At 60.0% G+C, this 26,840-nt stretch carries 24 protein-coding genes and 1 tRNA gene; 15 read left to right on the top strand and 10 right to left on the bottom strand.

All coding sequences use genetic code 11. The features are described from left to right. Positions 1-5 precede the first annotated feature (5 nt). The 9 genes from AOA62_RS21690 to AOA62_RS21730 all read left to right on the top strand — a co-directional run bounded on the left by AOA62_RS21690 (position 6) and on the right by AOA62_RS21730 (position 11,638). Entirely contained in the window at positions 6-2,372 is a 2,367-nt protein-coding gene (locus AOA62_RS21690) for an ATP-binding protein (protein WP_256592464.1), read from the top strand. Beyond that, the gene (locus AOA62_RS21695) at positions 2,372-4,663 is read left to right on the top strand and encodes a transporter substrate-binding domain-containing protein (protein WP_099549706.1); all 2,292 of its coding nucleotides are present in this window, start codon (positions 2,372-2,374) and stop codon (positions 4,661-4,663) included. Before AOA62_RS21690 ends, AOA62_RS21695 begins: the two co-directional genes overlap by 1 nt. A gap of 285 nt (positions 4,664-4,948) precedes the next feature. Beyond that, positions 4,949-5,497 (top strand): fimbrial protein, encoded by a 549-nt coding sequence (locus tag AOA62_RS21700; protein WP_017138856.1) that lies wholly within the window; start codon positions 4,949-4,951, stop codon positions 5,495-5,497. A 74-nt stretch (positions 5,498-5,571) separates the two neighbouring features. Beyond that, positions 5,572-6,318, top strand: coding sequence for a molecular chaperone (locus AOA62_RS21705; protein ID WP_017138855.1), 747 nt, complete (start codon positions 5,572-5,574; stop codon positions 6,316-6,318). A gap of 33 nt (positions 6,319-6,351) precedes the next feature. Next, complete coding sequence (locus AOA62_RS21710; protein WP_236448066.1) at positions 6,352-8,937, top strand: fimbria/pilus outer membrane usher protein; 2,586 nt, start codon at positions 6,352-6,354, stop codon at positions 8,935-8,937. After that, positions 8,934-10,058, top strand: coding sequence for a fimbrial protein (locus AOA62_RS21715; protein ID WP_099549708.1), 1,125 nt, complete (start codon positions 8,934-8,936; stop codon positions 10,056-10,058). Before AOA62_RS21710 ends, AOA62_RS21715 begins: the two co-directional genes overlap by 4 nt. A 35-nt stretch (positions 10,059-10,093) precedes the next feature. Continuing rightward, entirely contained in the window at positions 10,094-10,513 is a 420-nt protein-coding gene (locus tag AOA62_RS21720; protein ID WP_099549709.1) for a chemotaxis protein CheY, read from the top strand. An 81-nt stretch (positions 10,514-10,594) separates the two neighbouring features. After that, positions 10,595-11,146, top strand: a complete 552-nt coding sequence (locus AOA62_RS21725) for a GNAT family N-acetyltransferase (RefSeq protein ID WP_099549710.1) — start codon at positions 10,595-10,597, stop codon at positions 11,144-11,146. A gap of 54 nt (positions 11,147-11,200) precedes the next feature. Continuing rightward, positions 11,201-11,638, top strand: coding sequence for an anti-virulence regulator CigR family protein (locus AOA62_RS21730; protein WP_099549898.1), 438 nt, complete (start codon positions 11,201-11,203; stop codon positions 11,636-11,638). Positions 11,639-11,696: 58 nt separating this feature from the next. Here AOA62_RS21730 and AOA62_RS21735 read toward each other — a convergent pair whose 3' ends face one another. After that, positions 11,697-12,107, bottom strand: coding sequence for a VOC family protein (locus AOA62_RS21735; protein WP_017138850.1), 411 nt, complete (start codon positions 12,105-12,107; stop codon positions 11,697-11,699). Between the two features lie 263 nt (positions 12,108-12,370). Between AOA62_RS21735 and AOA62_RS21740 the strand changes: the two genes are divergently transcribed. The 4 genes from AOA62_RS21740 to AOA62_RS21755 all read left to right on the top strand — a co-directional run bounded on the left by AOA62_RS21740 (position 12,371) and on the right by AOA62_RS21755 (position 17,435). Continuing rightward, positions 12,371-12,457: transfer RNA gene (locus tag AOA62_RS21740), tRNA-Leu, on the top strand. A 376-nt stretch (positions 12,458-12,833) separates the two neighbouring features. Continuing rightward, positions 12,834-15,665 (top strand): xanthine dehydrogenase family protein molybdopterin-binding subunit, encoded by a 2,832-nt coding sequence (locus tag AOA62_RS21745; RefSeq protein ID WP_099549711.1) that lies wholly within the window; start codon positions 12,834-12,836, stop codon positions 15,663-15,665. After that, positions 15,658-16,197: a (2Fe-2S)-binding protein gene (locus AOA62_RS21750; protein WP_017138848.1), complete on the top strand. Its 540-nt coding sequence runs from the start codon at positions 15,658-15,660 to the stop codon at positions 16,195-16,197. The genes AOA62_RS21745 and AOA62_RS21750 overlap by 8 nt, the downstream gene beginning before the upstream one ends. Positions 16,198-16,199: 2 nt before the next feature. Further along, the gene (locus AOA62_RS21755) at positions 16,200-17,435 is read left to right on the top strand and encodes a cytochrome c (protein WP_099549712.1); all 1,236 of its coding nucleotides are present in this window, start codon (positions 16,200-16,202) and stop codon (positions 17,433-17,435) included. 65 nt (positions 17,436-17,500) lie between these two features. Here AOA62_RS21755 and AOA62_RS21760 read toward each other — a convergent pair whose 3' ends face one another. Then, a complete protein-coding gene (locus AOA62_RS21760) occupies positions 17,501-17,782 on the bottom strand; it encodes a hypothetical protein (protein WP_099549713.1) in 282 nt (93 codons plus the stop codon). A gap of 184 nt (positions 17,783-17,966) precedes the next feature. Here AOA62_RS21760 and AOA62_RS21765 point away from each other — a divergent pair, with 184 nt between their 5' ends. Continuing rightward, the gene (locus AOA62_RS21765) at positions 17,967-18,425 is read left to right on the top strand and encodes a GFA family protein (RefSeq protein ID WP_017138845.1); all 459 of its coding nucleotides are present in this window, start codon (positions 17,967-17,969) and stop codon (positions 18,423-18,425) included. Positions 18,426-18,427: 2 nt separating this feature from the next. On the opposite strand, the gene AOA62_RS21770 is transcribed toward AOA62_RS21765, so the two are convergent. Next, positions 18,428-18,955 carry a DinB family protein gene (locus AOA62_RS21770; protein ID WP_099549714.1) on the bottom strand — a complete coding sequence of 176 codons (528 nt, stop codon included), beginning with the start codon at positions 18,953-18,955 and terminating at the stop codon, positions 18,428-18,430. A 122-nt stretch (positions 18,956-19,077) separates the two neighbouring features. Between AOA62_RS21770 and AOA62_RS21775 the strand changes: the two genes are divergently transcribed. After that, a complete protein-coding gene (locus AOA62_RS21775; RefSeq protein WP_099549715.1) occupies positions 19,078-19,794 on the top strand; it encodes a tellurite resistance TerB family protein in 717 nt (238 codons plus the stop codon). On the opposite strand, the gene AOA62_RS21780 is transcribed toward AOA62_RS21775, so the two are convergent. From AOA62_RS21780 to arsH, 7 genes are all read right to left on the bottom strand, one after another. Then, the gene (locus AOA62_RS21780) at positions 19,791-20,612 is read right to left on the bottom strand and encodes a hypothetical protein (protein ID WP_099549716.1); all 822 of its coding nucleotides are present in this window, start codon (positions 20,610-20,612) and stop codon (positions 19,791-19,793) included. The two genes, AOA62_RS21775 and AOA62_RS21780, sit on opposite strands and share 4 nt — an antisense overlap. An 18-nt stretch (positions 20,613-20,630) precedes the next feature. Then, positions 20,631-20,978 carry a DUF2493 domain-containing protein gene (locus tag AOA62_RS21785; RefSeq protein ID WP_026013827.1) on the bottom strand — a complete coding sequence of 116 codons (348 nt, stop codon included), beginning with the start codon at positions 20,976-20,978 and terminating at the stop codon, positions 20,631-20,633. A 65-nt stretch (positions 20,979-21,043) separates the two neighbouring features. Further along, positions 21,044-23,758 carry a magnesium-translocating P-type ATPase gene (gene mgtA / locus AOA62_RS21790; protein ID WP_099549717.1) on the bottom strand — a complete coding sequence of 905 codons (2,715 nt, stop codon included), beginning with the start codon at positions 23,756-23,758 and terminating at the stop codon, positions 21,044-21,046. A 235-nt stretch (positions 23,759-23,993) separates the two neighbouring features. Further along, a complete protein-coding gene (locus tag AOA62_RS21795) occupies positions 23,994-24,302 on the bottom strand; it encodes a hypothetical protein (protein ID WP_099549718.1) in 309 nt (102 codons plus the stop codon). A gap of 318 nt (positions 24,303-24,620) precedes the next feature. Continuing rightward, entirely contained in the window at positions 24,621-25,232 is a 612-nt protein-coding gene (locus AOA62_RS21800; protein ID WP_017138838.1) for a LysE family transporter, read from the bottom strand. Positions 25,233-25,306: 74 nt separating this feature from the next. After that, positions 25,307-26,098: an AraC family transcriptional regulator gene (locus AOA62_RS21805; protein WP_017138837.1), complete on the bottom strand. Its 792-nt coding sequence runs from the start codon at positions 26,096-26,098 to the stop codon at positions 25,307-25,309. A gap of 48 nt (positions 26,099-26,146) precedes the next feature. Beyond that, positions 26,147-26,833: an arsenical resistance protein ArsH gene (gene arsH, locus AOA62_RS21810; protein WP_099549719.1), complete on the bottom strand. Its 687-nt coding sequence runs from the start codon at positions 26,831-26,833 to the stop codon at positions 26,147-26,149. Positions 26,834-26,840 lie beyond the last annotated feature (7 nt).

The raw sequence follows: 26,840 nt of genomic DNA on the forward strand, positions 1-26,840 counted from the left end.
GGGCAGTGCTATTGGCGCTGATTGTGCTGGGCTCGCCGCTCGTCTGTGCGGCTGCCGTCGCGCTGAGCGACGAGCAACTGCAGTGGATAGCACTGCAGCCGGTGTTGCGCGTCGGGGTGGTGGAGGGCTTGATTCCGTTCGAGTACATGAACGGTGGAGAACTGCGCGGGCGGTCCATGCAGTATTTGCAGTTCGTGACGGCCGCTACGGGCCTTCGTTTCAGCTACGTGCCCGGAAATACAATGGCCGCACGCGAAAACATGCTGCTGGCAGGGCAGGTGGACCTGCTGTCCTCATACTTGCGCTTTCGCTCTGAGCCTGCAACCAAGGGCATTGTTGCGCTGGTTTACCACACCACCTCGCCCATCATCGTCACGCGTGTCGACAGCCCGGGTGTCTTCGACCTTGAACAACTACAGGGCAAAAACGTGATGATTCCCGATGTGGAATATTACGAGACGATATTCCGGGACAAGGCGACCAAGTCCCATCTGATCAGAAGCACCTCGGCCCTGCAGATGCTGACCATGGTGAAGGAGGGCAAGGCCGATGCGGTAGTGGCCTCGGAAACCTTTTTAATGCCTTACCTGTATCGACAATTCCAGGGCGTGCTGGAAGTTTCCGGCGTGGTCGGCAGCCAGATGCTGGATGTGAGCATGGCCGTGCGCGCTGATGACCTCATGTTGCGCTCCATACTTGAAAAGGTACTGGGCTCCATAACGGCGGAGCAGCGCAATGATATCTATGAGAATTGGTATCACGACCTGGAAGTGGACGTGCCGTCCCTGTCAAACATCGTCAATCATTATGCGCATGTGTTCATCCTCGGCGTGTTGGCGTTGGCCAGCCTTTGCGCGCTGGTCTATCGCGGTCATCGGTTGCGCCGGCGGGCGTTGCGCAATGAACAAGAAAAATCCATGTTCCTGGCGGTCATGAACCATCAAATACGTTCGCCCATGAACGCAGTGCTGGCGGCGATGGAGTTACTGGGGCACACACGCCTCAATCAGCAACAACGCCACTTTGCCCAGCTGGCAAATAGTGGCGCCGACGCGATGCTGCATTTGCTGGACGATGTGCTTGAAACCTCCGGGTCGCAGGTCAAGCCGAAACGCCTGAAGGTCGAGTCGACCGATGTGACAGCGTTGGTGCAGGCAGTCGTCGGGCTGCATCGCCTGCGGGCCAGGGAAAAACGCCTGGAGCTCAATGCGCATATCCAAGAGGCGTTGCCCCTGTTGATGCTCGACAGTGCGCGCCTGACGCAAATCCTGCATAACCTGCTCTCGAATGCGATCAAGTTTACCGATGCGGGCAGTATTGATATCGACGTGCGCCAGGTTGGCCTGGACGCGAGCAACGGCCGCTTGCAGATCGAGGTCCGCGACACCGGCATCGGCATTTCGGCGGCGGTTCAGGCGTCGTTGTTTCGACCCTACGCGCAGCATAGCCAGTCATACAAACGCGCGGGCGGCTCAGGCTTGGGGCTGGTGATCTGCCAGCAGTTGGTCAACTTGATGCACGGGACGTTGACGCTCAAGAGCGCGCCGGGCGCGGGCACCACGGTGACGATCTGCTTGCCCGTGATAAACGCCCCGCAACCTCTTGCATCGCAACCGGCAGAGGCGCTATTAACGGCAAACGCTGGCAAAGCATTGCAGATCCTTGTGGTGGAGGACACCCGGGCGAACCAGCAGGTGTTGGGCGCGCAAATCAAAAGCTTCGGCAGCCTGCCGGTGATAGCCGGCGATGCCGCCCAAGCCCGCGCCTTGTTTGTGCACACCCGTTACGACCTGGTCCTGATGGACTGTGACCTGCCGGACCAGGATGGCTACAGCCTGACCCGCGAACTGCGCGGATTCGAACAGCAGGTGGGCCGACTGCGTTGCCCGATCATTGCCATCTCTGCCTTGACCGGTGAGCAACATCTTCAGCGCTGCCTGGCGGCGGGAATGGACGCGGTGTTGAGCAAGCCTATTCGCCTGGAGCCATTGCGCGGGGTGATTGAGCGTTGGTGCGACGTCACACTGGCAGACCCTCGGTTAAACCTGATGGCCCCTGTGCTGGACCAGGCCGGGATCAATCGCGAAGTGGCCGCTGACCTGGGCAGCCTGACCAAAGCGCTTGCGCTGTGTGATCGATCATCCGCTCTGCACGTGACCCACCGTTTGCACGGCGCAGCGCTGATCATGGAATGGTCGGCGATGGGTCAGGCTGCCGAAAACCTGCAGAACCTGCTGCGCGCGCAGTCGGGATGGGATGACCCGGCATATGCACAGGCTTTGCGGTTGCTGCTCCAGCAATGGCGTGACCTGGGCGGCGATCGGCAGGTTGATGCACTGCCTGCCACTCGTTCGCACCGGATGCTGCCTTGATGTGGCGCTTGTTGGCGGTGTTGGCGCTGATGGGCCAGATTGGTCTGTGTGTTGCCCAAGCCAACGCGCCGGCGTTGGCGTTGACACCACAGGAACTCGATTGGATTGCAGCCCACCCGGTATTGCGTGTGGGGGTGTTCGATAACCTGTTGCCCTTTGAGTACATCAGCGGTGGCGAACTGCGAGGGCTGTCGGCCAAGTACCTGGACTTGATCGCACGGCGTACGGGGCTGCGTTTCAAGTCTGTGCCGACTACCTCACGCAGTGCGCGCAAAGACATGCTGCTCAGTGGCGAGGTGGATATCTTGTCCACCCGGCGCCGGTCGGACGACCCTGCTGAAGATCGCGGCGTCCTCTATACCGCGCCTTACAACACCAGCTCGACCATCCTTATCAGCCGTTTTGACGATCAGCCGTTTGCCGAACTGGGCCAGCTCGCCGGCAAACGCCTGGTGATGCTGGGGCGTGAAGGCTATTCGGCGTTTTTGCGTGAGCGGGCGCCGGGCATCACGATCATTTCGGCCCAGAACGCGATCGACATGATGGCAATGGTCAAGGACGGCGATGCGGACGCCGCCATTGCTTCGGAGTGGTTGCTGATCCCGTATCTGTCTCGCCAGTACCAGGGCGTGCTGCAGGTTTCCGGTGTGGTGCCCGAGCAGCGTACTGGGGTAAGCATGGCGGTGCGCGACAACGACGTGATTTTGCTATCGATTCTGCAGAAGGTACTGGGGTCCATTTCGGGCGATGAGCGCCAGGCGATCTACGATGCCTGGTTCGCGGACATGAACCTCGATATCCCGCCCATCAAGGCCATCCTTGATCACTACAAAAGTGAGTTGTGGTTGCTGCTCAGCAGCGTGCTGATACTCATCACGCTGGTGTGGCAAAGCCGCGTGCAACGCCGGCGCGCCATCCATAACGAACGGGAGAAGGCGATGTTCCTGGCGGTTATGAGCCACGAAGTCCGTTCGCCCATGAACGCGATACTGGCCGCTGTTGAGTTGCTGGAGCACACCGCACTTGACGAACAGCAACATCACTTTGCGGCCCTTGCGAACAACGGCGCCAATACCCTGTTGCGGTTGGTGGACGATGTGCTGGATATCTCCAGGATGGAGGCCGGGCAATTGACGCTGAATGTGGAAGCCGTGGACCTGGGTGTGCTGGTCCAGCGTGTGGTGGACAGCCAGCGCGCGTCTGCCGAGGCAAAAGGCCTTGAACTGACGGTAACGGGTGAGCACCTGCACGCCCCGTTATTGCTGGATGAACTGCGCGTGGCGCAGGTCTTGCGCAATCTGATCGTCAATGCCATCAAGTTCTCCGGCAGGGGCCATGTAGAGATTCGGCTTCAGGTGCTTGAGGGCGATCACCACCTGATGATTGAGGTCATCGACAATGGGATCGGGTTGTCCGACCAGGCACACGCCTCATTGCTGAGTTCATCCGCGCGTGCCAGTGGCAGTAACGGGCTGGGGTTGGTGATCTGCCAGCGGTTAGTGCAGTTGATGGGGGGCGAGTTGACGCTCAGCAGCCTCCAGGGCAAAGGCACCCGCGTGGGTGTGAGGTTGCCGGTTGAATGGGCTGCGCCGCTTGATTCACCCGTGCAGGTGATGCCTTCGCCCGACGAACCTGTGGGCTTGACGGTGTTGGTGGTGGGGGGCACCAATGTCGACCAGCAAGGGCTGGTGACGCAGCTGCGCGCGTTAGGTTGCCATCCCTTACCAATGGACGATGCCAACCAGGGTTTAAGGTTTTTCAATGCACACCAGGTTGATTTGATACTTATTGACTGCGACCTGCCAGCAGGCGCTGGCTATAAACTGGCCGGTGAATTCAGGCAGGTGCAGAGCCAGCGACAGCGTACACACTGCCCGATCATCGCGGTCTCACAGCTCACCGGCAATGACATGCTGGAATGCTGCTTTGAAGCGGGTATGGATGGCGCGCTGAGCAAACCCATTGGCGAGGGCCTTCTACGCGAAACCATTGAACTGTGGTGCGAGGTCAACCTGCTGCAACCCCCATCGGCGCCGAGTACCTCCGGGCCTGAAATACTGCGCAAACAGCTTGGCGGCTTGCTTGAGGCGGCAGCCCTGCGTGATCGCAGCCTGGCGTTGCTCGCCGCGCATAACCTGCAGGCTGCCGCGCTAGTGGCGGGGTGGATAGACATCGCGACCACGGCTGACCTGATCGATGCGGCCTTGCAGGATAAAACAGCCTGGCCAACTGTCGTTATTGCCGGTCATCTCAGCCGTATGGTTGAACAGTGGGCAGCATTAAGCGCTTGAGTGTTGCCCTTGAATTATTGGGGTGACGGCGTTGTTTTTAGGAGCACTCCTATTGACCATAAAGTTGTCTGCAGAATAAAAACCCTCCTCGGTAGATTGAATTTTTTTTGCGCGGCCATCGCCAAGTTAATTAATTAAAATCTGCGGGGCTTAGTTGCTTTTTCGGAGCAGTCCTATTTGGACAGTTCGGTGACTTCCTTACACTTAACTCCGCAACAACACAGCAGTTCTCCTGCAACAGGGAACTCACTCTCTACTCAGCATCTTGCGCTCTTGGAGTTACTCATGGATTACAAAGCCCGCGTCCTCGCTGTACTGGTCGCCGCCACTGCCACCTCCGCCGCCATGGCGTCGGACGGTACTATCAACTTCAACGGTGAACTGAAAGCCGAAACTTGCCAAGTCGCAGTCAATGGCGCGGCAGGCTCAGCAGGCAGCACCGTCACGCTGCCGACGATTTCGACCGCTTCGCTGGCTGCACAGGGCCAAGTGGCGGGCCAGACCGGGTTCAGCATTCAACTGAGCAAGTGCTCTGCGGCGCTTAAAACCGCCTCTGCGTTCTTTGAAGCAGGTGGCTCGGTGGACCCGGCCAGCGGCAACTTGAAGAACTTGAGCGGCACCGCCACCAAGGCGCAACTGCAATTGGTTGACGCCTCAAATGGTAAAGCCATCAAAGCCGGTGACACCGGGCAAGTGGCGTCTACCAGCCGTATCAGCATCGATACAACAACACTGAGTGCCGACCTGCCTTACGCCGTCCAGTACTACGCCCAGGCCGCAACTACGCCGGGCACCGTTATCAGTAACGTGACGTACTCCATTAATTATCAGTAAGTCGCTCGCCAATGAACACACGCCCTGTGTGGTCGATAAAAGGGCGTGTTTTCTGGCGGCGATGGGACACTGTCATGCCTTGCAAACTTCCACTCAAACAGTTGCTGCTGGCAAGCCTTCTGGCCCTGGCAAGCGCCCAAGCCATTGCGGGCGTGGTGATTACCGGCACGCGGGTGATCTACCCGGCTGGCCAGAAGGAAGTCACCGTCAAACTCAATAACAACGGCACGCAGCCTGCACTGATGCAAGCCTGGATCGATACTGGCAGTGTCGAGTCCACGCCCACTAGTTCCAAGGCACCGTTTCTGCTTTCGCCGCCGGTGGCACGTATCGACCCGGCCAAAGGCCAAAGCCTGCGGGTATTGTTCACGGGGGCGGCGTTGGCCTCGGACAAGGAGTCGGTGTTCTGGCTGAACGTACTGGAAATTCCGCCCAAGCCCGAGGCGGGTGAGGACCTTAACACCCTTCAAATGGCATTTCGCTCGCGGATCAAGCTGTTCTATCGCCCCACCGAGTTGCCCGGAACCGCCACTGAAGCGATTGAACAGGTGCAATGGCAAGTGGTTTCCAGCCGTGATGGCTTGGGCCTGGCTTTGCAGGCGTTCAACCCGTCGGCCTTTTACGTATCGCTGGTTGAACTGGAACTGGTGTCGGGCTCAGTACGTGCTCGCAGTGAGGACGGCATGGTCGCTCCGGGTGAAACCCGACAGTTCCCGCTGCCGACTCTCAAGACTCGGCCTGCCGCCGATGCCCAAGTGGAGTTCAACGCCATCAACGATTACGGCGCGCTGATCCCGACTCGGAAAGCACTCAAGCCTTGATCAACTCCTGACGTCTTTACACGCGAGTTAATTATGCAAACCTCTTCCAGCTCCAGGCTTGCCCTGCGGGCGCAGCCTCGCTTTGCCTTGAATCCGCTTACAGCCTTGGTGCTCAAGGTGCTGGCCATCGCGCCTGGTGCATGGGGAATACAGGGCGCATTGGCGCAAGAGGTGCAGTTCAACGACGCATTCCTGCCTGAGGACTCGCGTAACCTCGACCTGGGTAAATACCAGACCGGCAACCCGGTGACGCCGGGGCAATACCGCGCCGATGTGTTGCTCAACGGCCAGTTGAACAGCCGCCAGGACATTCGCATTGAGGCCCAGCCCGACGGCAGCAAACCGGTGGTGTGCATGGACCATGGCTTGCTTGAACGTCAGGGCGTGGACATGTCCAAGCTGTCCGAACCGCTGGACACCACAGGCTGCGTGTCTTTGGGCAGTTTGATCCAAGGTGCCAGTGCGAGTTTTTCACCGGAGAACCAGGCGCTCGACCTCAGCATTCCTCAGGCCGCCTTGAAGCGTAATTCCCGGGGTTACGTCAGCCCTGAGCTATGGGACCGCGGTGTGACCGCCAGCATGCTCAGTTACACCTTCAACGCCAACCGTAATCGCACCCGCACGGGCGACTATGACTCGGCGTTCATGGGCCTTAATGCGGGCCTTAATCTGGGTGACTGGCGCCTGCGCCACAACGCGTCGATGAGCTGGCAGTCGCGCCAGGGCAACAAGTACCAGGCTCTGGACACCTACGCCCAACGTGATGTGACGGCGCTGAAAAGCCAGTTGACGGTGGGGGAGTCCAACACCAGTGGCGAGATCTTCGACACCTTGTCCTTTCGCGGCGTGCAGTTGGCCAGCGATGACCGCATGCTGCCTGATTCCATGCGCGGTTATGCCCCGGTCATCCGTGGCATTGCCCGCACCAACGCCCGCGTGACCATTCGCCAGGCCGGCAACGTCCTGCTGGAAACTACCGTAGCGCCGGGTGCTTTCGTGATCGATGACCTGTACTCCACCGGCTACGGCGGAGACCTTAACGTGAGCGTTGCCGAGGCAGACGGCACCGAGCAAAACTTTATCGTGCCCTATGCCTCGGTCAGCCAGTTGTTGCGCCCCGGTACCTCGCGGTTCAGCTTCACCGCCGGTGAAACCCGCAACAACTTTGTCGACCAACAGGCACGCGTGCTGCAAGGCACGCTGCAATATGGCCTGAACAACACGTTCACAGGCTTCGGTGGCCTGCAGTCGAGCGACCACTACACGGCGCTGCTCACGGGCCTGGCGTTTGGCACGCCCATCGGCGCCATGGCGGTGGACGTGACTCACGCACAGACCGAGCTGGCTGCCGGGACGGCCAAAGGGCAGAGCATGCGTGTGTCCTATAGCAAGAATGTACTCAGTACCGGCAGCAACTTCTCGGTGGCGGCTTACCGTTTTTCTACCGGTGACTACCTGGATTTCAGCAATGCCGTGCAACTGGTGGATGCCGAGAAAAATGGTTGGGACACCCGTATGTTCGGACGTCCGCGCAGCCGCCTGTCCATCACCGCAGACCAGACGTTGGGGCCTTGGGGCCAAGTGACTCTTAGCGGCTATGCGCAGAATTACTGGAACCAGCCGGGCAGTGATGTGCAGTACCAGTTCAGCTACAGCAAGCAATTCAATCGCGTGAGTTTCAGCGTGAACGCCAATCGCAGCCGCATGGGCCTGGGCGATATGGAGAACAGCTTCCTGCTGACCATGAGCATGCCCCTGGAGTTTGGTGGATCTGGTTATGGCCCACAGATGACGGCGCAGGTTGGCCGTGACACGCGCGGCAACTACAGCGAGCAGGCCGGCATCAGCGGCACCGCGGGCGACGATCGCCAGTACGGCTACGGCGCAACCTTCGGGCATGACGGTGGCAGCAATAGCAAAAGTGTAGCGCTCAACGGGCAGTACACCGGTGCCAGGGCGATGCTCAGTGCCGCACTGGGGCGTGGCGACGGCTACACCAGTGCTTCCGTGGGTGCCAGCGGCACGCTGGTGGCCCATGCCGACGGTATGACCATGACGCCTTATCGTGGCGAGACCATGGCGGTGATCAGCGCGCCGGGTGCGCAGGGTGCCAAGGTGTCGGGCTATCCAGGTCTGAGGCTTGATGCAAGCGGTAACGCCGTGGTGCCGTATTTGCGCCCCTATGAATTGAACGAGGTCGCCATCGACCCGATCGGCAGTTCCCTGGACGTTGAATTCAACGAAACCAGCCAGCAGGTCGCGCCGCGTGCCGGCGCCGTAGTGCACCTCAAATACACCACCAACCAGGGGCGGGCAGTACTGCTCAATGTGCGCCTGGACGATGGCAACAGTTTGCCGTTCGGTGCCGGCGTAACGGACGGCGAAGGCGCCACGGTGGGCGTGGTCGGGCAGGGCGGTCAGCTCTACGCACGCATCAAGCCGGACACCCGCCAGTTGCTGATCAATTGGGGCAGCAAAGCGCACCAGCAGTGTGCGTTGGTCATTCCACCGGGCCCGGGCGAGGGCCAGCAGTTGCAGCAGCTGGACGCCGTGTGTGCGGCAGGCAAACAGGTCGCTGACCGCGTGCGGCCCAACACTATGCAAAAGGTACCGTTATGAACATCAGGGCTTTGATCAACTCGGGATTGGCAGTTATGGCGTTGTGGGCTGCAGCCAACACGGCCATGGCGGTAACCTGCACCTACATGAATGGCATCCAGCCAGCGAATGGCTCCATGCCGTTGCAAATATCGGCGATCACCGTCGGGCGCGATGTGCCGGTAGGCGCCGAAGTTTATCGACAGAAGTTCAGCATGGCCGCGGGCCAGGCGGTAAAGCTGGAGTGCCTGTATGCCCCATATGAACAGTCGACCGAGTTTACGGTTGATTCGGGCTATGGCCTGGCCAACGTCACCAGCGGGGTGTATGCCAACAAAGTCTACAGAACCAGCATTCAAGGACTAGGGGTCGCCTTCACTAGCACGGGCGGCCCTCTGCCAAGGGCAACGAGCAAAATTTGGACCTCGTGTACGCCGGGCTGGCGGTGCCTGGTCCCGTTTGACGGACCTTCCAATTTTGAATTGATATTAATCAAACTGGGCGATGTGGCACCGGGTGTATTGGTGGGTAATACGTTGCCGACCGTGAGCCTATTTGGCAGTTTTGGCGACGCCAGAATGCTGGGCTTCAAAATGGGTATCTCCGGCACTATCCAGATTGTCTCGCGCACCTGCAGCACGCCGGATGTGAACGTCCCTATGGGTACACATCAGACCAAGACATTTACGGGAGTCAACACTGCCAGCGCCTGGGTCGATTTTGCCATTCGATTAAATGATTGCCCGGCGTTTACGGGTACCTTCAGGACCACAGGTCCCGGTTGGATTTCCCAGAGCGGCAATTCACCCTCCGGCAGCAGCACGCCTGGCACCGTGGTCAATAACACCCTGCAATATCGCGTCGACCCGTCGCGGACTGCGATCAACGGCGGCAATGGCGTGCTGAGCCTCGACTCTACAACGGGCGGCAGTGCACCTGCCGCCACAGGCGTAGGTGTGCAGGTCGCAACCCCTAACGGAATCGGCTTGCCTTTAGCGACGAATCAAAACAGTGGCCTGGCCCTGCGAGCGACCGAGGGCAGCTATTCAATCCCGTTGCGCGCACGTTATCTGCAAACCCAGTCCAAGGTCACGCCGGGGCCGGCCAACGCGTCGGCAACGTTTACGATTATTTATCAGTGATGGAGTACGTAAGACTAATCGCGAGGATGCGAAAGATGCCAAATAAAGCACTCAGGATTCTGATCGCAGATGACCAGCATTTCTCCCGGTTGAGGATCGAGCGTGCCCTGAACCATCTGGGTTACTACCGGATTGCGCCGATGCACCGGCTGGAGGAGGTATTAAGCGCGCTGGAGTATGACTGCGAACCCTTGGACCTGCTGATCATCACCGCTTCACTGGTGAAAGGCGTGAAATTTGATCTGTTTTCGTTCTGCATGGACAACCCGTACGTGCGTTACGCAATGATCTACGATGAAAGGCAATCGGGTATCCCGGCGTTTCTGGTGTGCCGTCAGGACAAGGTATTGATCAGTGCATTGCCGTTGCCGGACCTCGACACGCTCACCCAGCTCATGGCCAGGGTTGATCCCAGCCTTGTGGCCACTGCACGCAACAGAGAAGTGGGGGTGTAGCTTCACGGTGGCTCACCGGTTGTTGCGAATGCCATCGCCCATGCGCGATGATCTGGCACTGTCAGCGCCTGGAGTACAGTGATGCAATCGCTACCCATACCGCTCTCCATCAAGGGTGTGTTACTTGAGCTGCGCCCGCTGGAAACCGGGGATTTCGAGGCCCTGTATGGCGTCGCCTGCGACCCGTTGATCTGGGCCCAGCACCCCAGCCCCACGCGCTACCAGGAACCGGTGTTTCGCGAATGGTTCGAGCAGGCGCTGGCATCCCCCAGCGTACTGGTGGTGATCGACCTTGAGAGCAACAGGGTGGTGGGCAGCTCTCGTTACTACGACTTCAGTGAGCCGCAACGTGAGGTGGCCATCGGTTACACGTTTCTGGCCCGTGAAAAATGGGGCGGCGGGGCCAATGGCGAGCTTAAACAACTGATGCTCAAGCACGCCTTTCAGTGGGTCGATACCGTATGGTTCCACGTCGGCGCCGACAATATTCGCTCGCAGCGGGCGATGGAGAAAATCGGCGGGCAGCTTTCGCATACCTCAATAAAAACCTTCGCAGGGCGTTCGCAAGAGAATCGTTTTTATAAAGTTGAGCGGGCTGCATTTGAGCGCTCCGTAATGGGCGAGCGCTACTGATTTCGGCAATTCGATCTATATTCAAAAGGGCAGTCCCTTCTGGAGTGAATGATCATGTTCAAATCTCGCTCGTTGGTAGTCGTCATCACTTGCATTGCCCTGGTCGCGGGCTCGGCGACGGCGTTGGCTGATCCTGGTAACGGGAAGGGGCAAGGCCATGGCAACGGCAACGGCCATGGGGGGCAGGGCAAGAAGGGCAAAGGCGGCGATTCGCAATATGCTCCCAGCATTGATCGAGGCAGCGTGCTAGGCGTGCTGGGTGGCTATCGTGATTATTGGCGGCCTGGCCCATCACTGCCACCTGGCGTACAAAAGAACCTCGCTCGAGGAAAGCCGCTGCCTCCAGGGATCGCAAAAAAACTGGACGGCCGATTACTCGGCAGGCTGCCTCATTACGACGGCTACGAATGGCAGCAGGCAGGCACGGATTTGATCCTCGTGGCAATTGCTTCCGGGATCATCTACGAAGTGCTTAACGGCGCTTTTGACTAGTGCGCTGAAAGCCTGGCGCACGATAAACGTATCGTTCGCCGCCCTCTAAGCAACCAGACTAAATGGCAGGGCCCTTCAGCTCGATCCGGTTGTCATCTGGATCGTTGAAGTAAATCGACCAGCCTGTCCCGTCTGCGCCATAGCGCTTCTGCGCCTTTTCCGCAAACACACCCGCCTCAGCCAAGTGGTTGAGAATCGCGGACTCATCAAAAGGCTCAACCCTCAGGCAAACGTGATCGACGTTATGCCTCTGCTTGCCCGCCGGCTCCCCACCCTCACGGCCGATCGACCCGTTCACATCGACCAGGTCAATCAGGGACGTCCCGGCACTCAGGTGGATCATGCCGAGGTCGTCACGGCGTTTTTTGACCTCACAGCCCAGTACCGAGGTGTAAAACGCCAGGCTGCGGGTGATGTCTTTCACGCGTAAAACAACATGATCTATATGTTGGATTGAAAAGGTGCGCATTGCGATCATTCCTGTTTGATCATTGGTTTTGGTGTCGCCAAAGTCTTCAACTTAGCTGATTCTGGAAAACGAGTGCTGCATTTAACCCGTGGCATCGGCCCAGGACAGTCCGCCAACCCGCTTGGTGCAATGCCAGGTTGGCTGCGTAGATCACTGATCTGACAAGGTTTTTCAGCTCAGGATGAGCACGATAAAGGTGCGCCTCGACCTTGCATCCAAGCGCCGGGGTCTATATATTCCCAACCCTGCAACACCGCGCTACCGCCCGAATGGCGAAACTGGTAGACGCATGGGACTTAAAATCCCCCGCTCGTAAGGGCGTCCCGGTTCGATTCCGGGTTCGGGCACCATAGATATCAAGGGCTTGCATGATTTTTCATGCGAGCCCTTTTTCGTTTGTGCTCCCCCAAATTAGAAAACTCCACCGCTCGTTTTGTCGGCATGACCTGTTTGCCGATCCTTTTGCGTGTGTAGCCATCCTGACATTCCCCTGATCCTTCGCGACCTTTGCTTTTACTCAGAGCAAAGCGGCAACGCGTTGATTCTTTGTTCGGTTTTTGTAACAGATTGTTTGCGGCAGGCGCAGAAACCTATAAAGTTAACCTTTCGGTCAGCTTTGCACTGTCAACTCCAGCCTTTTGTTTCCAGCGAAAGCGCTCCTGCAAGGATCGAGACCCCCAGAACATAACTAAAAGGGCGGACCCATAACCGCCCAGAGGATGATCCATGTCCAACCGTGATATCTCCCGGCGCTCGTTCCTTCAGGGCGGGCTGGTGGCGGGTGTGAGCGTGACGCTTACACCGCTCAGCACCCAGGCGCTGGCTGCCTTGATGGAAAACAGCGTGACCGTGCCGTCCGAGCAATGGCTGGGCAACAACGGCAAGGCGCGCTCGCGTAACGACGCCTTGTCCAAGGTCTGCGGCAGCAAAGTCTTTGCCCGCGACATCCGCGCCAAGGACATGCCGGGCTGGCCGCAGCAGCAGGGCCACGCCATGTTGCTGAAAACAACCAAGGCCGATCGCATCTACGCCGGCTACGATCTGTCGTGGCTCGGTGCCGACTTGCAGCCTGACCGCATTGTGACCGCCGCCGACCTGGACAAGGACGGTATCGTCTTCCCGGAAGAACACGCGCCGGATCCGCTGCTGCCGGAAGGCAAGGTGCCGATGTTCATCGGTCACCCTGTGGCGATCCTGATCTGGAACGACTTCGAGCGTTTCCGTCAGGCCAAGGCCAAACTCAAATTCAATGACAAAGCCATCCGTTACGGCGCCCAGGTGCCGTACTACGAACGTGACCCATACGGCAGCTTCCGCTACGTGCGCGTCGGCGGTGCGACCTCGGCGGACGAGGATGAATTCGCCAGCCTCAAGGATTCGATCCTGTTCCCCATGCTGAAAAACCGTCGCCCGGTGTGGAATTCCCAGCCGGACCTGCACGGCAACCTGACCGAGCGCGGGCTGTTTTACGCCGACCGGATGCAGCAGCAAATCGACGCGCCGCCCGACAACTGGCTGGTGTTCGACGAGCGCTACAAAACCCCGTCAATCGAACCGGCGGCGATGGAGCCGGACAACGGCAACGGCTGGTACGACCCGGCCACCAAAACCTTGCACTTTGTCGTCGCGACTCAGTGCCCGCTGGAAGCCGCCACCGAAACCGCAAAAATGATCGCGCCATCGCGCTTCGGCCTGGCGAACCTGAACATGCACCCGGGCTACACCGTCGGTTACGGTTCCAAGGACCACAACATTTTTGTCTACTACGCAGCCCTCGCCGCGTTGTATGGCGCCGGTGTCCCGGTGCGCCTGGCCAACGACCGCTATGAGCAGTTCCAGAGTGGCATCAAGCGTCACCCGTTCGACATCCGCTACCAATTGGCGGTGGACAAGAACGATCACAGTTTCCAGATTTTTCGCGCCGAGATGAACGTCGATGGCGGCGGGCGGATCAACTACAGCCCTTCGGTGGCGGCGGTTGGCGCCACGGCAGCGCAGTCGATCTACTACATGCCGCAGAACGATTTGCAGGTCACGGCCTACCATTCCCGCGCGGTTGAAGCGGGTTCGATGCGCGGTTACGGCACCCTGCAGAGCATGGCCTCGACCGAGATGATGGTCGACGAAATCGCCGGGCGTCTGGGCATCGACGCCATCGACCTGCGCAAGAAAAACGCCATGCTCTCGGGCATGAAAAACACCCAGGGCGCGGTGCCGGCCGGGGCGTTGCGCTTACACGAGATTCTCGACAAAGCGGCTGCCCACGACGTCTGGAAAAACCGCGACCAAATCAAAAAGACGCGCGAAGCCGCTGACCCGGATAACTGGTATGGCGTGGGTTTTGCCATCTGCCAGAAAGACTTCGGCACCGGCTCCGAGGCGCCGATGGCCAGCATCGAATTCACCGCCGAAGGCCACGTGACGTTGCGCCATATCGGCATTGAAATCGGCACCGGTATGTCCACCTCGCAAGCGCTGGTGGTGGCGGATTTCATCGGCATTCCGGCCACGCAAGTGAAGACCGGCGAAACCGAATGGGAAGAGTTGCAACTGATCACTGGCGGCAACCCTTACGTCATGAGCCAGGCCGAGCAGGATGGTTTTTTGCGCAACCCACGTTGGGTCGGCAAACTGGCGTCGGCCTCGTCGGCGACCAATTCTGCGTATTACTTCAGCCACGCCACCCGTGAAGCCTCTCGGGTGCTGTTCAACCACGGCCTGTGGCCGGCGGCGTTGCAGATCTGGGGCCAAGGCCCTTACGGCGGCCAGGCCAATCCGTATGTGGTGCGCCGCGAAGACGCGCATTGGGTTGACGGCAAGCTCACCGCCAATGGCATGCAGCCGCTGAGTTTTGCGCAATTGGCCAAACATGCCCACGAAAAAGGCCTGGTGACCGGCGCTACCGTGCACGGCTTCAACCGCTGGAGCTGGGCCGAGGCCGATTACAGCATCGACGGCGTGCGTGAACGCCTGCCGCTCGACGGTCTGGCCGTGAAGTACGGCGACGGCGCGCCGAAGGCGAAACTGGCGCAAATGACCAGCAACGGTTTCCACCTGCTGGATCGCCAGAACGTCCACTACCCGGACACCCAGTTGAACAACGCGGCGGTGACTTACTACAGCCCGGTCGCGACGCTGGTGGAATTGAAAGTGAACAAGGGCTCCGCCGACGTGCAAGTGCTCAACCATCACTCGTGGGTCGAGTGCGGTCGGGTGCTGGTGGAGGAGCTGGTCAAGGGGCAGCTCGAAGGCGGGATCGCCATGGGCATTGGCCATGCGTTGATGGAAGAGATGCCGCTGTACGAAGGCGGGCCGGGCGAGGGGGACTGGAATTTCAACCGTTACCGTTTGCCGATGGCCCGCCACGTTGCGGTGTGGAACCAGACGGCCGAAATCCTGGCGCCGCTGTCGCCGAGCGACCCGTCCAAGGGCATTGCCGAAGTGGTGATGATCCCGATTGTCGGCGCCATCGGTAACGCCGTGGCCCACGCCATCGGCAAACGTGTCCGCGACCTGCCCATCACTTCTGCGCGCATCAAGGAGGCCCTCAATGGCTAACCGTCCGTTTCAACTGACCCTCAACGGTCAATCCGTCGGCCCGGTGGACATCCCTGATGACCTGCCGATGATCGATTACCTGCACGAATACAAAAACCTCACTGGCTCGCGCCTCGGCTGCGGCCAGGGCATTTGCCACGCCTGTGTGGTGATCGTCGACAACCCGGACGGCACCAGCGAAGAAGTGCGCACCTGCATCACGGGGGCACACTATTTCGAAGGCAAAAAAGTCCGCACCATCGAAGGCCACGCAACCCGCGACGATCAGGGTAAAGTCACTGAGCTGAACCCGATCCAGCAGCGTTTTGTCGATGAATTCGCCTTCCAGTGCAGCTACTGCGCGCCGGGTTTCGTCAATGCCGCGACCGTGCTGGTCGAGAAGCTGCAGCGTCAGCCCATCGTCAAAAGCCAGCTGGAAAAAGTCATTGAGGACAGCCTCGGCCACCACATATGCCGCTGCACCGGCTACGTGCGTTACTACAACGCGACCCGCAACGTGCTGACCGATCTCGGCCTGGTCAAGGAGGGTTAAGCATGAAGCAACTACTTTCCCGTCTTGCGCTGGCGGTTGGCCTGGCTACGCCGGTGTTGTTGGCGCACGCGGATGATCAAGTCAAACGCGGCGAATACCTCGCCCGCGCCGCTGACTGCATGGCCTGCCACACCGCACCGGGTGGCGCACCGTTTGCAGGCGGTCTGCCGATCATTTCGCCGTTCGGCACCATCTATGGCACCAACATCACCCCGAGCAAAGAGCACGGCATTGGCCTGTACACCGATGACGAATTCTTCGCCGCGCTCACTGAAGGCAAACGCCGGGACGGCGCGAATCTGTACCCGGCGATGCCGTACACCTCGTACCACTTGATGCCCCGTGCAGATTCGGACGCGATCCATGCGTACCTGAAAACCATCGAGCCTATCGAGCGTGCGGCGCCGGTTACCCGCCTGAGCTTTCCATTCAACGTTCGTCTGGGCCTGATGGGCTGGAACATGCTCTACGGCAAGGATGTAAAACTTGCCCCGACCGAGGGCAAAAGTGAAGCATTCCAGCGTGGCCAATACATGGTCGAGGTGCTCGGCCACTGCGGCGAATGCCACACGCCTCGGGGCTTGCCCGGCGCAATGCAGCAGGATAAACGCCTGACCGGCGGCCTGCTCAATGGCTATCTGGCACCCAGCCTGTTGGCCAATGACCTGGCCGCTCGCGGCTGGAATCATCAGGACCTGAGCACCTTTCTCAAGCACGGCATGAGTGCCCAGGGCACGATGTTCAATGAGATGTTCCCGGTGTTCCACAACAGCACCCAGGGCCTGAGCGATCCGGACCTGGCCGCCATGGCGACTTTCCTGCTGGGCGATCAACCGCCGGTGGCCAAGGTGCTGAGCGAGACGTCGCTGGACGTTATGAGCCCGAGCGCCCAACGCGGCCGCCAGGACTATCTGAACGTCTGCGCCGGTTGCCACGCGCCGAACGGCGAGGGCAAGCCGCACATCGCGGTGGCCATGCGCGGCAACACCACGCTGCGCCTGGAAGACCCGCGCAACCTGCTGCGGGTGATCGAGGACGGCATCGGCGAGCAGCAATTCACCGGGTTCGAGCGCATGCAACCGATGCCGGGCTTTGCCGACAAGCTCAATCACCAACAGCTGACCGACCTGCTCAATTATCTGCGCCAGGGTTGGGGCGGCCAGTCGAGTGAGCTGGCGGTCAGCGACGTGCAGAAGTTGCAGGCCGATGCACCGCCAGCCGAGCACAAGGCGCACTGACATCTAGCATCTGCTGCAGGATCCCGATGGGAACCGGGTTAATCTGTTTTCAACGCCTGAACAGCTCAGACAAATGGCTGCCCACTGAAACCGCGTGGCAGGCGCTGCAGCCCAGGCAAGTCGGTGAGGCGTTGCGTCCAGGCACTGCGCCAGTCAACGGCAGTATGGGTTTTGGCTTTGCGCGCGGAGCGGCGGGCAGCGTTGCGCTGGGTGCGGCGCGCTTCTTTGTAGGCGTCGGTATTGCGGCAGGTGCGGCATTTGACTCGGTTCAGCTCGGTGCTGGACGTGAGGTTGCTGCCGTGATGGCCGCAAGCCAGATGCCCGGCGACCTTGAAGTGAGTGACCATGTAAGCGTCTCCTTCTTATGGGGGTACGCGCGGCCATAAAGCAGCGGCGGCGCGTGGGCAGGGCGCGGGCAAACAACCCCGCACCCTCAGGGTTGTGACCTCGCAGGCGGCGCGGCGTTCGGTTTTATTCCGGGGGCAGTTCACGTTACCCTGCGGTGCCAACAATCATGAAAAGGAGTGAGTGATGAGCGTCGAAACCTTGCCGCTGGAAGGCAGTTGTCGTTGTAACCGGGTGCGTTTCAGTGTGAGTTTGCCGCCGGTAATCACCATGGCGTGCCATTGCAACGGCTGCCAGAAGATGACCGCCAGTGCGTTTTCCCTTAGCGCGTTGATTCCGGCCGCAGGCTTCACCGTGACCCAGGGTTGCCCGGTGATAGGTGGCTTGCACGGCGTGGACCGCCATTATTGCTGCCCGCACTGCATGAGCTGGCTGTTTACGCGCCCCCATGGCATCGATGAGTTCGTCAATGTGCGCGCAACCTTGCTGGATAACGCCCGCGATTACGTGCCGTTCATGGAAACCTGGACCAGCGAAAAACTGCCTTGGGCCGCGACGCCGGCGCTCGAAAGCTTCGCGCAACTGCCCGAGCCGCAGGACTTCCCGCGCTTGATGCAGGCTTACGCCACCTTCAGTGCCCGCTGAGTTCAATCAATCAGGGCCAGCAAGTCGGTATCACCGACGTCCACGCCCGCCTGGGTCAGCAACGTGGTTGCCTGGCCTCGGTGGTGGGTCTGGTGGTTGAAAAAATGCACCAGCAGCGCGAAGAACGGCTTGTGGTTCGCCACGCCGCGCATGTTGTGGTACTGCAAGCGCTGGTCCAGATCGGGCTCGCGCAGGCTGTTGGCCCAGTCGATGATCAGTTGGTCCAGCCAGGTGCGGCGGGCCGCCAGCTCGCGCAGGTTGGCGAAAGCCAGTTGCTTCAAGTCAGAGGGCGTGGCAATCGACGTTAATGGCGCCAGCCGGGCAAAGCCTGCCGGATGCTCGGCAAATCGCTTGAGCCACACCGTGTCCCCCAGCGTCAGGTGATTGAGTGTGCCGAGGATCGAGCCGAAGAACGCCTGCCGGTCCGTGGTCAGCTCTGCGTCGGTAAGCTGGCTGGCGGCGGCATAGACTTTGCGGTTCATCCACTGGTTGTAGTCAGCCATCAACACTATGTGCTCAAGACGGTTCACAAGGTTTCTCCTTCAACGTGGTGAGGCCATCATAAGGCGTGCCCGCTCGGCGGTCTTGGTGTTCCTGCGCAGGCGGGGTATGGTTGTTGAACGCCAATATTACGCTGCGGGAGAGTGACACCATGAATACCGGCAATTTACTGGAACAACTGCTGCGTGCCAGCCAGCAAGGCGGCGGCTCAGGCGGTGCGCAGGGCGGTGGGCTCGGCGGCCTGGGTGGCTTGCTGGGCGGCCTGTTGAACAGCTCCGCCAGCGGCACCAACGCTTCGGCAGGCGGTGGGCTGGGTGGTTTATTAGGTGGCCTGGGCGGATTGTTGGGCGGTGCACCTGCAAGTGGCACCCCCCAAACGCGCTCCGGTGGGATGAACTACGCAGCATTGGCCTCCTTGGGCATGGCGGCTTTCCAGGCGTACCAGGCCTGGCAACGCCAGCAGGCCAGCGCACCGCAGCAAGCCATCCAGACGGTTGACCAGCTTGATGGTCAGGAAGCTGAAGCTCATAGCCATGCGGTGTTACGCGCTCTGATTGCGGCAGCGAAGGCCGACGGCAGTATCGATGACAACGAGAAGCAAATGATCTCAGCCGAGATAGGCCGCCATACCGACGACCCTCAATTGCAGCAGTGGCTCGACGAAGAAGTCGCCAAGCCGCTGAACGCCGCCGATTTTGCCGAATATGCCGGTGACGGGGCGATGGCGGCCGAGGTCTACCTGGCCAGCGTGATGCTGGTCAATGACCAGGCGCCGAAGGAACGCAGCTATCTAGACGAATTGGCGGCGCAGTTGCGACTCGAACCAGAGTTGCAACTACACCTGGAGCAGCAAGCTAAAAAACCTTAAAAACGCACGGTCGCGCCGGTGGTCAACCATTGGTTGTGATCACCGGTGAGGCTCTGCCCGACCACCACATCCACATCCACCAGCTTGCCCACATGGAACCGCGGCCCGGCCTGCCAAGCCTGGTCGCCGCCTTCCTGGCCGTAGCGCTCCCCGATCAGCGTGAGCGCGTCTGCCAACTGGTACTCAAAGCCTGCGCCCCACGTCAGGCGGTGGTTTTGTTCACCGCCATTATAGGCATGGGTCCAGCCGCCATTGAGGCTCAGGCGCAATGCCTGCACCGGTTGCCAGGTCAACGGTACATTAAAGTCCGCGCCGTCGAATGCATGCTGGCGGTCCAGGGCAAAGTGGCTGGTGGCAGACACCGCGATTTGCAGCCCCAACGCCTCCTGCGACCACACTTGGGCCTTTACCTGCGGGCTGATTTGCGTCTCGGCTTCCCCCGCATTGCTGGCGCGCGACAGTGCTGCACTCCATTCCACGGCAGGTAGCGCGCTGAAGGTACACGCCGGGTTAAGCGTCTGGTTATGAATGTTGCCTTGATGCCGGTTGGCGGTGTACCAGGCGTCGACGCTGCACTCGCCCGGATCGTTGATCCCGCCGTCGTCGACCACGTAGGAGCCGCCGGCCGCCTGGGCTTTTGAACACAGCGCGATCAGTAAAATAAGGCCCAGTGTGGTGCCGATAAAGATCAGGTTACGTTGCAGCGCGCGGCGCTTGGCCGGTGGCAGCAACAGCAGGGTGTGGCGAGCGCCGCGATAATGGCGCGCGCGATATTTGGCAAACCCGTCGTGACGTTCAGGGCTGTGTTTTTTGTGCATGATGCACCTCGCTTGAATTCAGCTTTCTACGGTCAGCACCGAAATGCCGCTGGCTTTGGCCTGGCAGACCAGCTCCGAGGTGTCGTCACCACCCGGCAGGGCGATGATCACGTCGGGGCGGCTGTCGGCGAGCATGAAATGGTTGCGCTGGCGTTCCGCCTGCTTGCCGTGGCGTTGCCAATTGGGCGGGTAGCGCACCACGTCGATGCTCATTTCCCGCGCCCATTCCTCGATGTCGCTGCCCAGGAACTGGTTGCCGCCGTGTATCAATACCTGTACCGGGCGCAAGCGGTGGTAGGCGTCCAGCACTTGGCGGGTCTTTTTGGTGTCGGCGTAATGACGACCTGCACAGATCAGGATGCGCATAGTCAGGGTCCTTGTGATGCACGGTGGCGATCGGGCGACCGCCACCGTTTAAACGGCGGGGGTGATCAGTACCACTGCTTGAAGCGGCGGATGTAGATCGTTTTCATCAGTTGGGCCACGCAGCAGTAGGCGAGCAGGGTACCGACCAGCCATGGGAAGTACGCCAGCGGCAGCGGCTCCAGGCCCACCAGGGTGCCCAGCGGCGAGAACGGCACGTAGATCCCCAGGCAGATGACGATGGTGGTCATCATCAACACCGGCCAGGCAGCCGTGCTCTGAAAGAACGGGATCTTGCGGGTGCGCAACATATGCACCACCAGGGTTTGCGAGAGCAGGCCCTCGATAAACCAGCCGGACTGGAACAGGGTTTGCATTTCCACGCTGTTGGCGCTGAACACGTACCACATCAGCGCAAAGGTGGTGATGTCGAAGATCGACGAGGTCGGCCCGATCCAGATCATGAAGCGGCCGATGTTTTTCGCATCCCACTTGCGCGGTTTGGCCAGGTATTCCTTGTCCATCTTGTCCCACGGCAAGGCCAGCTGGGAGATGTCGTACATCAGGTTTTGCAGCAGCAGGTGAATCGCCAGCATCGGCATGAACGGGATGAACGCACTGGCCACCAGCACCGAGAACACGTTGCCGAAGTTGGAGCTGGCGGTCATGTTCAGGTACTTCATGATGTTGCCGAAGGTTTCGCGGCCCTTGAGCACGCCTTCTTCCAGCACCATCAGGCTCTTTTCCAGCAGGATGATATCGGCCGATTCCTTGGCGATATCGGTGCCGCTGTCCACCGAGATACCCACATCGGCATCACGCAGCGCCGGGGCATCGTTGATGCCGTCGCCGAGGAAGCCCACGGTGTGGCCGTTGGCTTGCAAGGCTTTGAGTACGCGGGACTTCTGCAGTGGCGTGAGCTTGGCAAACACTGTGCGTTCTTCGACGCGGCGCAGCAGGGTGGCGTCGTCCATCGCTTCGATTTCCACACCCAGCAGCGGCTGGCCGGGTTCGAGGCCGACCTGTCGGCAGATCTTGCTGGTGACCACAGCGTTGTCGCCGGTCAACACTTTTACCGCTACGCCGATTTGTTGCAGTGCGGCAATCGCCGGGCCTGCGGTTTCCTTGGGTGGATCAAGGAAGGTCAGGAAACCCTGGATCACCAGGTTGCGCTCATCGGCGGTGGTGTACTGCTGGCGCGCCATGGATTTAGGGATATTGCGGGTCGCCACCACCAAGACGCGGAAGCCGTCTTCGTTGTAGTCGTTGGCCAATGCCAACAGTTCTTCACGACGTTGATCATCCAGCGGCACGGCGGTGCCACCTTCGAGCATGTGCGTGGAGATGCTCAACATCTCTTCTACGGCGCCCTTGCACACCAGCAACTGGTCGCCGGCCGTGTCGCGCACCACAATCGACAAGCGACGGCGTACGAAGTCGAACGGCAGTTCATCGACCTTGCTGTAGGCCAGTGGCAACTGGAACTTGGGGTTCTGCTCCGAGAACTGCACCACGGCCTGGTCCATCAGGTTCTTCATGCCGCTCTGGTGGAAGCTGTTGAGCCAGGCCAGGGACAGCACTGCGTCATCACGCTGGCCGAAGGCGTTGACGTGATGCTCAAGGATGATCTTGTCCTGGGTCAGCGTGCCGGTCTTGTCGGTGCACAACACGTCCATCGAACCGAAGTTCTGGATCGCATTGAGGCGCTTGACCACCACTTTGCGCTTGGCCATGGCGGTAGCCCCCTTGGCCAGGTTGGCGCTGACGATCATCGGCAGCATTTCCGGGGTCAGGCCCACGGCCACCGCCAGGGCAAACAGGAAGGCATCGCCCCAGTCACCCTTGGAGAAGCCATTGAGGAAGAACACGATCGGCACCATCACCAGCATGAAGCGGATCAACAGCCAGCTGACGCTGTTCACCCCACGGTCGAAGGCGGTTTGCACGCGGGAGCCGACAATTGCCTTGGCCAGGGAGCCGAAGTAAGTGCGCGGCCCGGTAGCGACCACCACGGCCTTGGCGCGACCGCTGACCACGTTGGTGCCCATGAAGCAGATGTTCGGCAGGTCCAGCAGGTTGCCTTGGTCGGCCGCCAGTGTAGAGGCGGATTTTTGCGTGACATCGCCCAGGGTGTCGTACTTCTCTACCGGCAAGGCTTCGCCGGTCAGCACGGCCTGGCTGATAAACAGGTCGCGGGATTCGATCAGGCGGATATCGGCCGGAATCATGTCGCCGGCAGACAGCTGCACGATGTCACCGGCGACCAGGTCGCGCATCGGCACTTCGCGCAGGATCGGCTGGCTGCCGACTTGCTCGCGGCGCAATACGGTGGCGGTGGTGCGCACCATGGCTTTGAGGGCTTCGGCGGATTTGGCCGAGCGGTGCTCCTGCCAGAAACGCAGCAGGCTGCTGAGCAGCACCATGGTCATGATGATGATGACCTTGGTCAAATCCACTTCTTCACCGGCCTGCAATGGTAACCAGTAGTCAGTGACAAAGCTGATCCCGGCGAGCGTCAGCAGTACATAGATGAACGGGTTGTTCAGTGCCTGCAGGAACTGGACGATGGCGTGAGGCGGCTTGTCGTGGGCCACTTCGTTGTAGCCTTCGCGTTGCAGACGTGCCGAAGCGTCCAGTTCGGTCAGGCCGTCCTGGGTGGCGCGGACGTTGGCCATAGTAGCCGACAGGCCGTTCTGGGCTTCACGGGCGGCACGCATCGACAGTTTGGTGTCGGTGTCGGTGCCATTCTTTTTGTGCAGAGGCGTGTTTTTTACGGCGCTCATTGTCTGTACTCCTGTCGCCAATTCTCGACAAAACATACCCGGTACTTACCTGAATACAGGCGAGCGAAAGCATGCCGAGCCGCGGACTTCGCGATCGGTTTAAATAGGGTGTTCACATAACTTCTACAGCGCCCGCCAAGTGCGCGTTAGTTAACTGGCGCGCAGCGGGCTACTACTGGATGTGTTCATAACGAACTCCAGAATAATTATCAGGAAGTTGCTGTTTCCAGCTGGTTTAAGCGGCGCGATTGCTCAGGTAAAAACCGAGCAACAGGCTGGCTTGAGCCAGGGTGGAAACCTGAGGTCTCTGCGGGTCTTGAGGGTCGGCGTGGTCCCAGTGCTGCAGCAATTGGCCGCTGGCAGGGCAGACACGCCAGTGCGCCAGCGGGGGAGCTGGGCGCAGCTGATCTTTACTGGCTAGGGGAGAGGGTGCAGCAAAGGCCGAGCGGGTAGGTGAAAAGCCAGCGGGCTCGCGGCACAGCTTGGCGCGCAGGGCTGCGGCTAGCGTGCGAATGTCAGGCAAAACAATCAGTTGAAAGGTCATAACACACCTCGGGACCGGACGGGCGACCGGTGAGGCAGTTACGGTGGAGCATCAAGCTCTAGCGCAGCTTACCGGACCTGGAAGGCGAGTCCTGTCATATTCTGGGTTTGGCGCCCGATGCCCGCGTGAACGGTGCTCGGACAGCGACTAGATACTGTGTCCATTGGCTTCTTTTGTGAGGTTTAAAAAAGGCCCCAGTTGTGGGCAGGGGCAATCTACTTAGCTGGTTGCAAAATGTCAACGCAGGATGAGTTAAATTACCCTGTGTTCAGAGTTCATTCAGATAAGAGGCGCAGACAAGTTTCACCTTATATAACTTCATATGCCTTGCGCGGCCAGAACTGCCAGATAAATCAATACCACACCACAGGCGCCATAACTGATGCGTTGCCATAACGCTGAGGCGTTCTTGCGCAGCAGGTTGACCAACGCTGCAATCAGAAAGCAGGACAACACCGAGGCCAGCATAAAGCCTGCAAAAAACATCAGCGTTTGCCCATGGCTGGGCGCAGCCCCGACGATGCCGGACAAGGCGCTGCCCAGCGCGCCCCAATAGACGATGTTTTTCGGGTTAGCCAGTGAAATCGCCGCGCCCACCGCCAGCGCATTTTTCCCGGAGCTGGCGGGCGCGTCGCTCGCCTCGGGCAAGCGCCAGGCATCAATCAAGCTGCGGATACCCAGCCAGGCGAGGTACAGCGCGCAGACCACCGTCAGGGGCACACGCACCGCGTCATGCTGGATCAGCAAGGCAATGCCGGTGAGACCGATCACCGCCCACACCGCATCGCCTACCAGCGAGCCGATCTGCACCAGCAAGGCCGGGGTAAAACCGTGCAGCAAGCCACGGCGCAACGTTTCCGCCAGCACGGCACCGGGCGAGAGGCAAAACACAAAACCGAATACCAGCGCATAAAAGAAGATCGTTAACATGCCCGCGTTCCTTCAAGAAAGTCCAGGCAGTGTGGCGATGGGGAAAGCGTTCGTCTTGAACCAGATTGCGCTGTTCAGCGCTTCAACACGCTTTGATAGCGGCCGGGCGTGATGCCATAGGCGGCGCGAAAATGGCGGTTGAGGTGGCTTTGGTCAGCAAAGCCCAAGTCATGGGCGACTTCGCCGGCCGCCACCCCGTTGCGCAACAGGCTTTTGGCGCGGCGGGTGCGCAGTTGCATCGCCCACTGGCGCGGGCTGAGTCCGGTTTCCTTCTGGAAAGCGCGCAGCAGATGGAATTTGGACAATCCCAGCTCATCGCCGAGGTGGTCCAGGGGCAACCCTTGATGCAAGTGTGCAGCGAGCAATTCCTGGGCTCGGCTGATCATGCTTTTGCCCGTTGCCATGCTGCCAGGCACACGTACACCACTGACGCCGACCACTTCACCCAGTAGCAACACCAACGCCTCTTCATTGAGATCGCGGACCAATGCATCGGTACTCAAGGCGCCTTTCACCGCTACCGCCAGGCGCTGCGCCAGATCAGGTTGAAAGCACAACGAGCGATCGAACTCCAGCTGCGCCAACCCAAGGTCAGCCGCCAGCTGATCGGCTGTGGCATACAGGCTGACAAAGTGCCAAGGCGCGCCTTGCGCCGCGCCGCCACCTTGAATCTGACCGGGGTTGTACAGGGTAATGCTGCCCGGCCCGGCTTCGAATTCGCGGCGGTCCAGCCAGACCTTTTCCTCACCGACCAGGTTGACGCCGATTACACACTCATCATGGCTGTGTCTGGCAAAGGTCAGGCCCGTGCAGGCTGTACTGCTGACTTCGTAGTTGCCCAGCAAGGCGTGGTGCAGAGTGCTCATGATTCAGCTCAGGATGCGGTTGGCACGAGCATACGCCAGCAGGGCTGCTCAAATCGACCGTTGGTTGACACGCTGCGACAGCTCATCGGCGCTTTCCTTACGCTCTGAATAGCGGTCCACCAGGTCCGGGCGATCACGCAGCAAAACGGTGAACTTCACCAACTCTTCCATCACATCCACCACGCGATCGTAAAGCGCCGATGGTTTCATGCGGTCCTGGTCATCGAACTCCATGAACGCCTTGGGCACCGAGGATTGGTTGGGGATCGTGAACATGCGCATCCAGCGCCCCAGCACGCGCAGTTGGTTGACGGTGTTGAACGATTGCGAGCCGCCGGACACCTGCATCACCGCCAGCGTTTTGCCCTGGGTCGGGCGAACGGCACCGAGGGCCAGCGGCACCCAGTCGAGCTGGGCCTTGAACACTGCCGACATCGAACCGTGGCGCTCGGGCGAGCACCACACCTGGCCTTCGGACCATTGCATCAGGTCCAGCAGCTCATGGACTTTAGGGTGATCGATGGGCGCATCGTCGGGCAACGGCAGGCCCGAAGGGTTGAAAATTCGCGTGTCGGCTCCGAAGTGGCGCAACAGCCGCGCGGCTTCTTCCACCAGCAAGCGGCTGAATGAGCGCGGGCGTGTGGAGCCGTAAAGCAGCAGGATGCGCGGCGGGTGGCCAGGCCCGACAGGCAGCGGGCCTGCGAGGGTGCTGTTGAGATTGGGCAGGGTGGTCATTGTGTTC

The sequence above is a fragment of the Pseudomonas sp. 2995-3 genome, from assembly GCF_002742565.1.
Lineage (GTDB): Bacteria > Pseudomonadota > Gammaproteobacteria > Pseudomonadales > Pseudomonadaceae > Aquipseudomonas > Aquipseudomonas edaphica.

What these genes read in the sequence shown, in the direction of transcription:
- AOA62_RS21695 (WP_099549706.1), top strand. Translation starts at nt 2,372, where the DNA reads ATGTGGCGCTTGTTGGCGGTGTTGGCGCTGATGGGCCAGATTGGTCTG.
- AOA62_RS21700 (WP_017138856.1), top strand. Translation starts at nt 4,949, where the DNA reads ATGGATTACAAAGCCCGCGTCCTCGCTGTACTGGTCGCCGCCACTGCC.
- AOA62_RS21705 (WP_017138855.1), top strand. Translation starts at nt 5,572, where the DNA reads ATGCCTTGCAAACTTCCACTCAAACAGTTGCTGCTGGCAAGCCTTCTG.
- AOA62_RS21710 (WP_236448066.1), top strand. Translation starts at nt 6,352, where the DNA reads ATGCAAACCTCTTCCAGCTCCAGGCTTGCCCTGCGGGCGCAGCCTCGC.
- AOA62_RS21715 (WP_099549708.1), top strand. Translation starts at nt 8,934, where the DNA reads ATGAACATCAGGGCTTTGATCAACTCGGGATTGGCAGTTATGGCGTTG.
- AOA62_RS21720 (WP_099549709.1), top strand. Translation starts at nt 10,094, where the DNA reads ATGCCAAATAAAGCACTCAGGATTCTGATCGCAGATGACCAGCATTTC.
- AOA62_RS21725 (WP_099549710.1), top strand. Translation starts at nt 10,595, where the DNA reads ATGCAATCGCTACCCATACCGCTCTCCATCAAGGGTGTGTTACTTGAG.
- AOA62_RS21730 (WP_099549898.1), top strand. Translation starts at nt 11,201, where the DNA reads ATGTTCAAATCTCGCTCGTTGGTAGTCGTCATCACTTGCATTGCCCTG.
- AOA62_RS21735 (WP_017138850.1), bottom strand. Translation starts at nt 12,107, where the DNA reads ATGCGCACCTTTTCAATCCAACATATAGATCATGTTGTTTTACGCGTG.
- AOA62_RS21745 (WP_099549711.1), top strand. Translation starts at nt 12,834, where the DNA reads ATGTCCAACCGTGATATCTCCCGGCGCTCGTTCCTTCAGGGCGGGCTG.
- AOA62_RS21750 (WP_017138848.1), top strand. Translation starts at nt 15,658, where the DNA reads ATGGCTAACCGTCCGTTTCAACTGACCCTCAACGGTCAATCCGTCGGC.
- AOA62_RS21755 (WP_099549712.1), top strand. Translation starts at nt 16,200, where the DNA reads ATGAAGCAACTACTTTCCCGTCTTGCGCTGGCGGTTGGCCTGGCTACG.
- AOA62_RS21760 (WP_099549713.1), bottom strand. Translation starts at nt 17,782, where the DNA reads ATGGTCACTCACTTCAAGGTCGCCGGGCATCTGGCTTGCGGCCATCAC.
- AOA62_RS21765 (WP_017138845.1), top strand. Translation starts at nt 17,967, where the DNA reads ATGAGCGTCGAAACCTTGCCGCTGGAAGGCAGTTGTCGTTGTAACCGG.
- AOA62_RS21775 (WP_099549715.1), top strand. Translation starts at nt 19,078, where the DNA reads ATGAATACCGGCAATTTACTGGAACAACTGCTGCGTGCCAGCCAGCAA.
- AOA62_RS21780 (WP_099549716.1), bottom strand. Translation starts at nt 20,612, where the DNA reads ATGCACAAAAAACACAGCCCTGAACGTCACGACGGGTTTGCCAAATAT.
- AOA62_RS21785 (WP_026013827.1), bottom strand. Translation starts at nt 20,978, where the DNA reads ATGCGCATCCTGATCTGTGCAGGTCGTCATTACGCCGACACCAAAAAG.
- mgtA (WP_099549717.1), bottom strand. Translation starts at nt 23,758, where the DNA reads ATGAGCGCCGTAAAAAACACGCCTCTGCACAAAAAGAATGGCACCGAC.
- AOA62_RS21795 (WP_099549718.1), bottom strand. Translation starts at nt 24,302, where the DNA reads ATGACCTTTCAACTGATTGTTTTGCCTGACATTCGCACGCTAGCCGCA.
- AOA62_RS21800 (WP_017138838.1), bottom strand. Translation starts at nt 25,232, where the DNA reads ATGTTAACGATCTTCTTTTATGCGCTGGTATTCGGTTTTGTGTTTTGC.
- AOA62_RS21805 (WP_017138837.1), bottom strand. Translation starts at nt 26,098, where the DNA reads ATGAGCACTCTGCACCACGCCTTGCTGGGCAACTACGAAGTCAGCAGT.
- arsH (WP_099549719.1), bottom strand. Translation starts at nt 26,833, where the DNA reads ATGACCACCCTGCCCAATCTCAACAGCACCCTCGCAGGCCCGCTGCCT.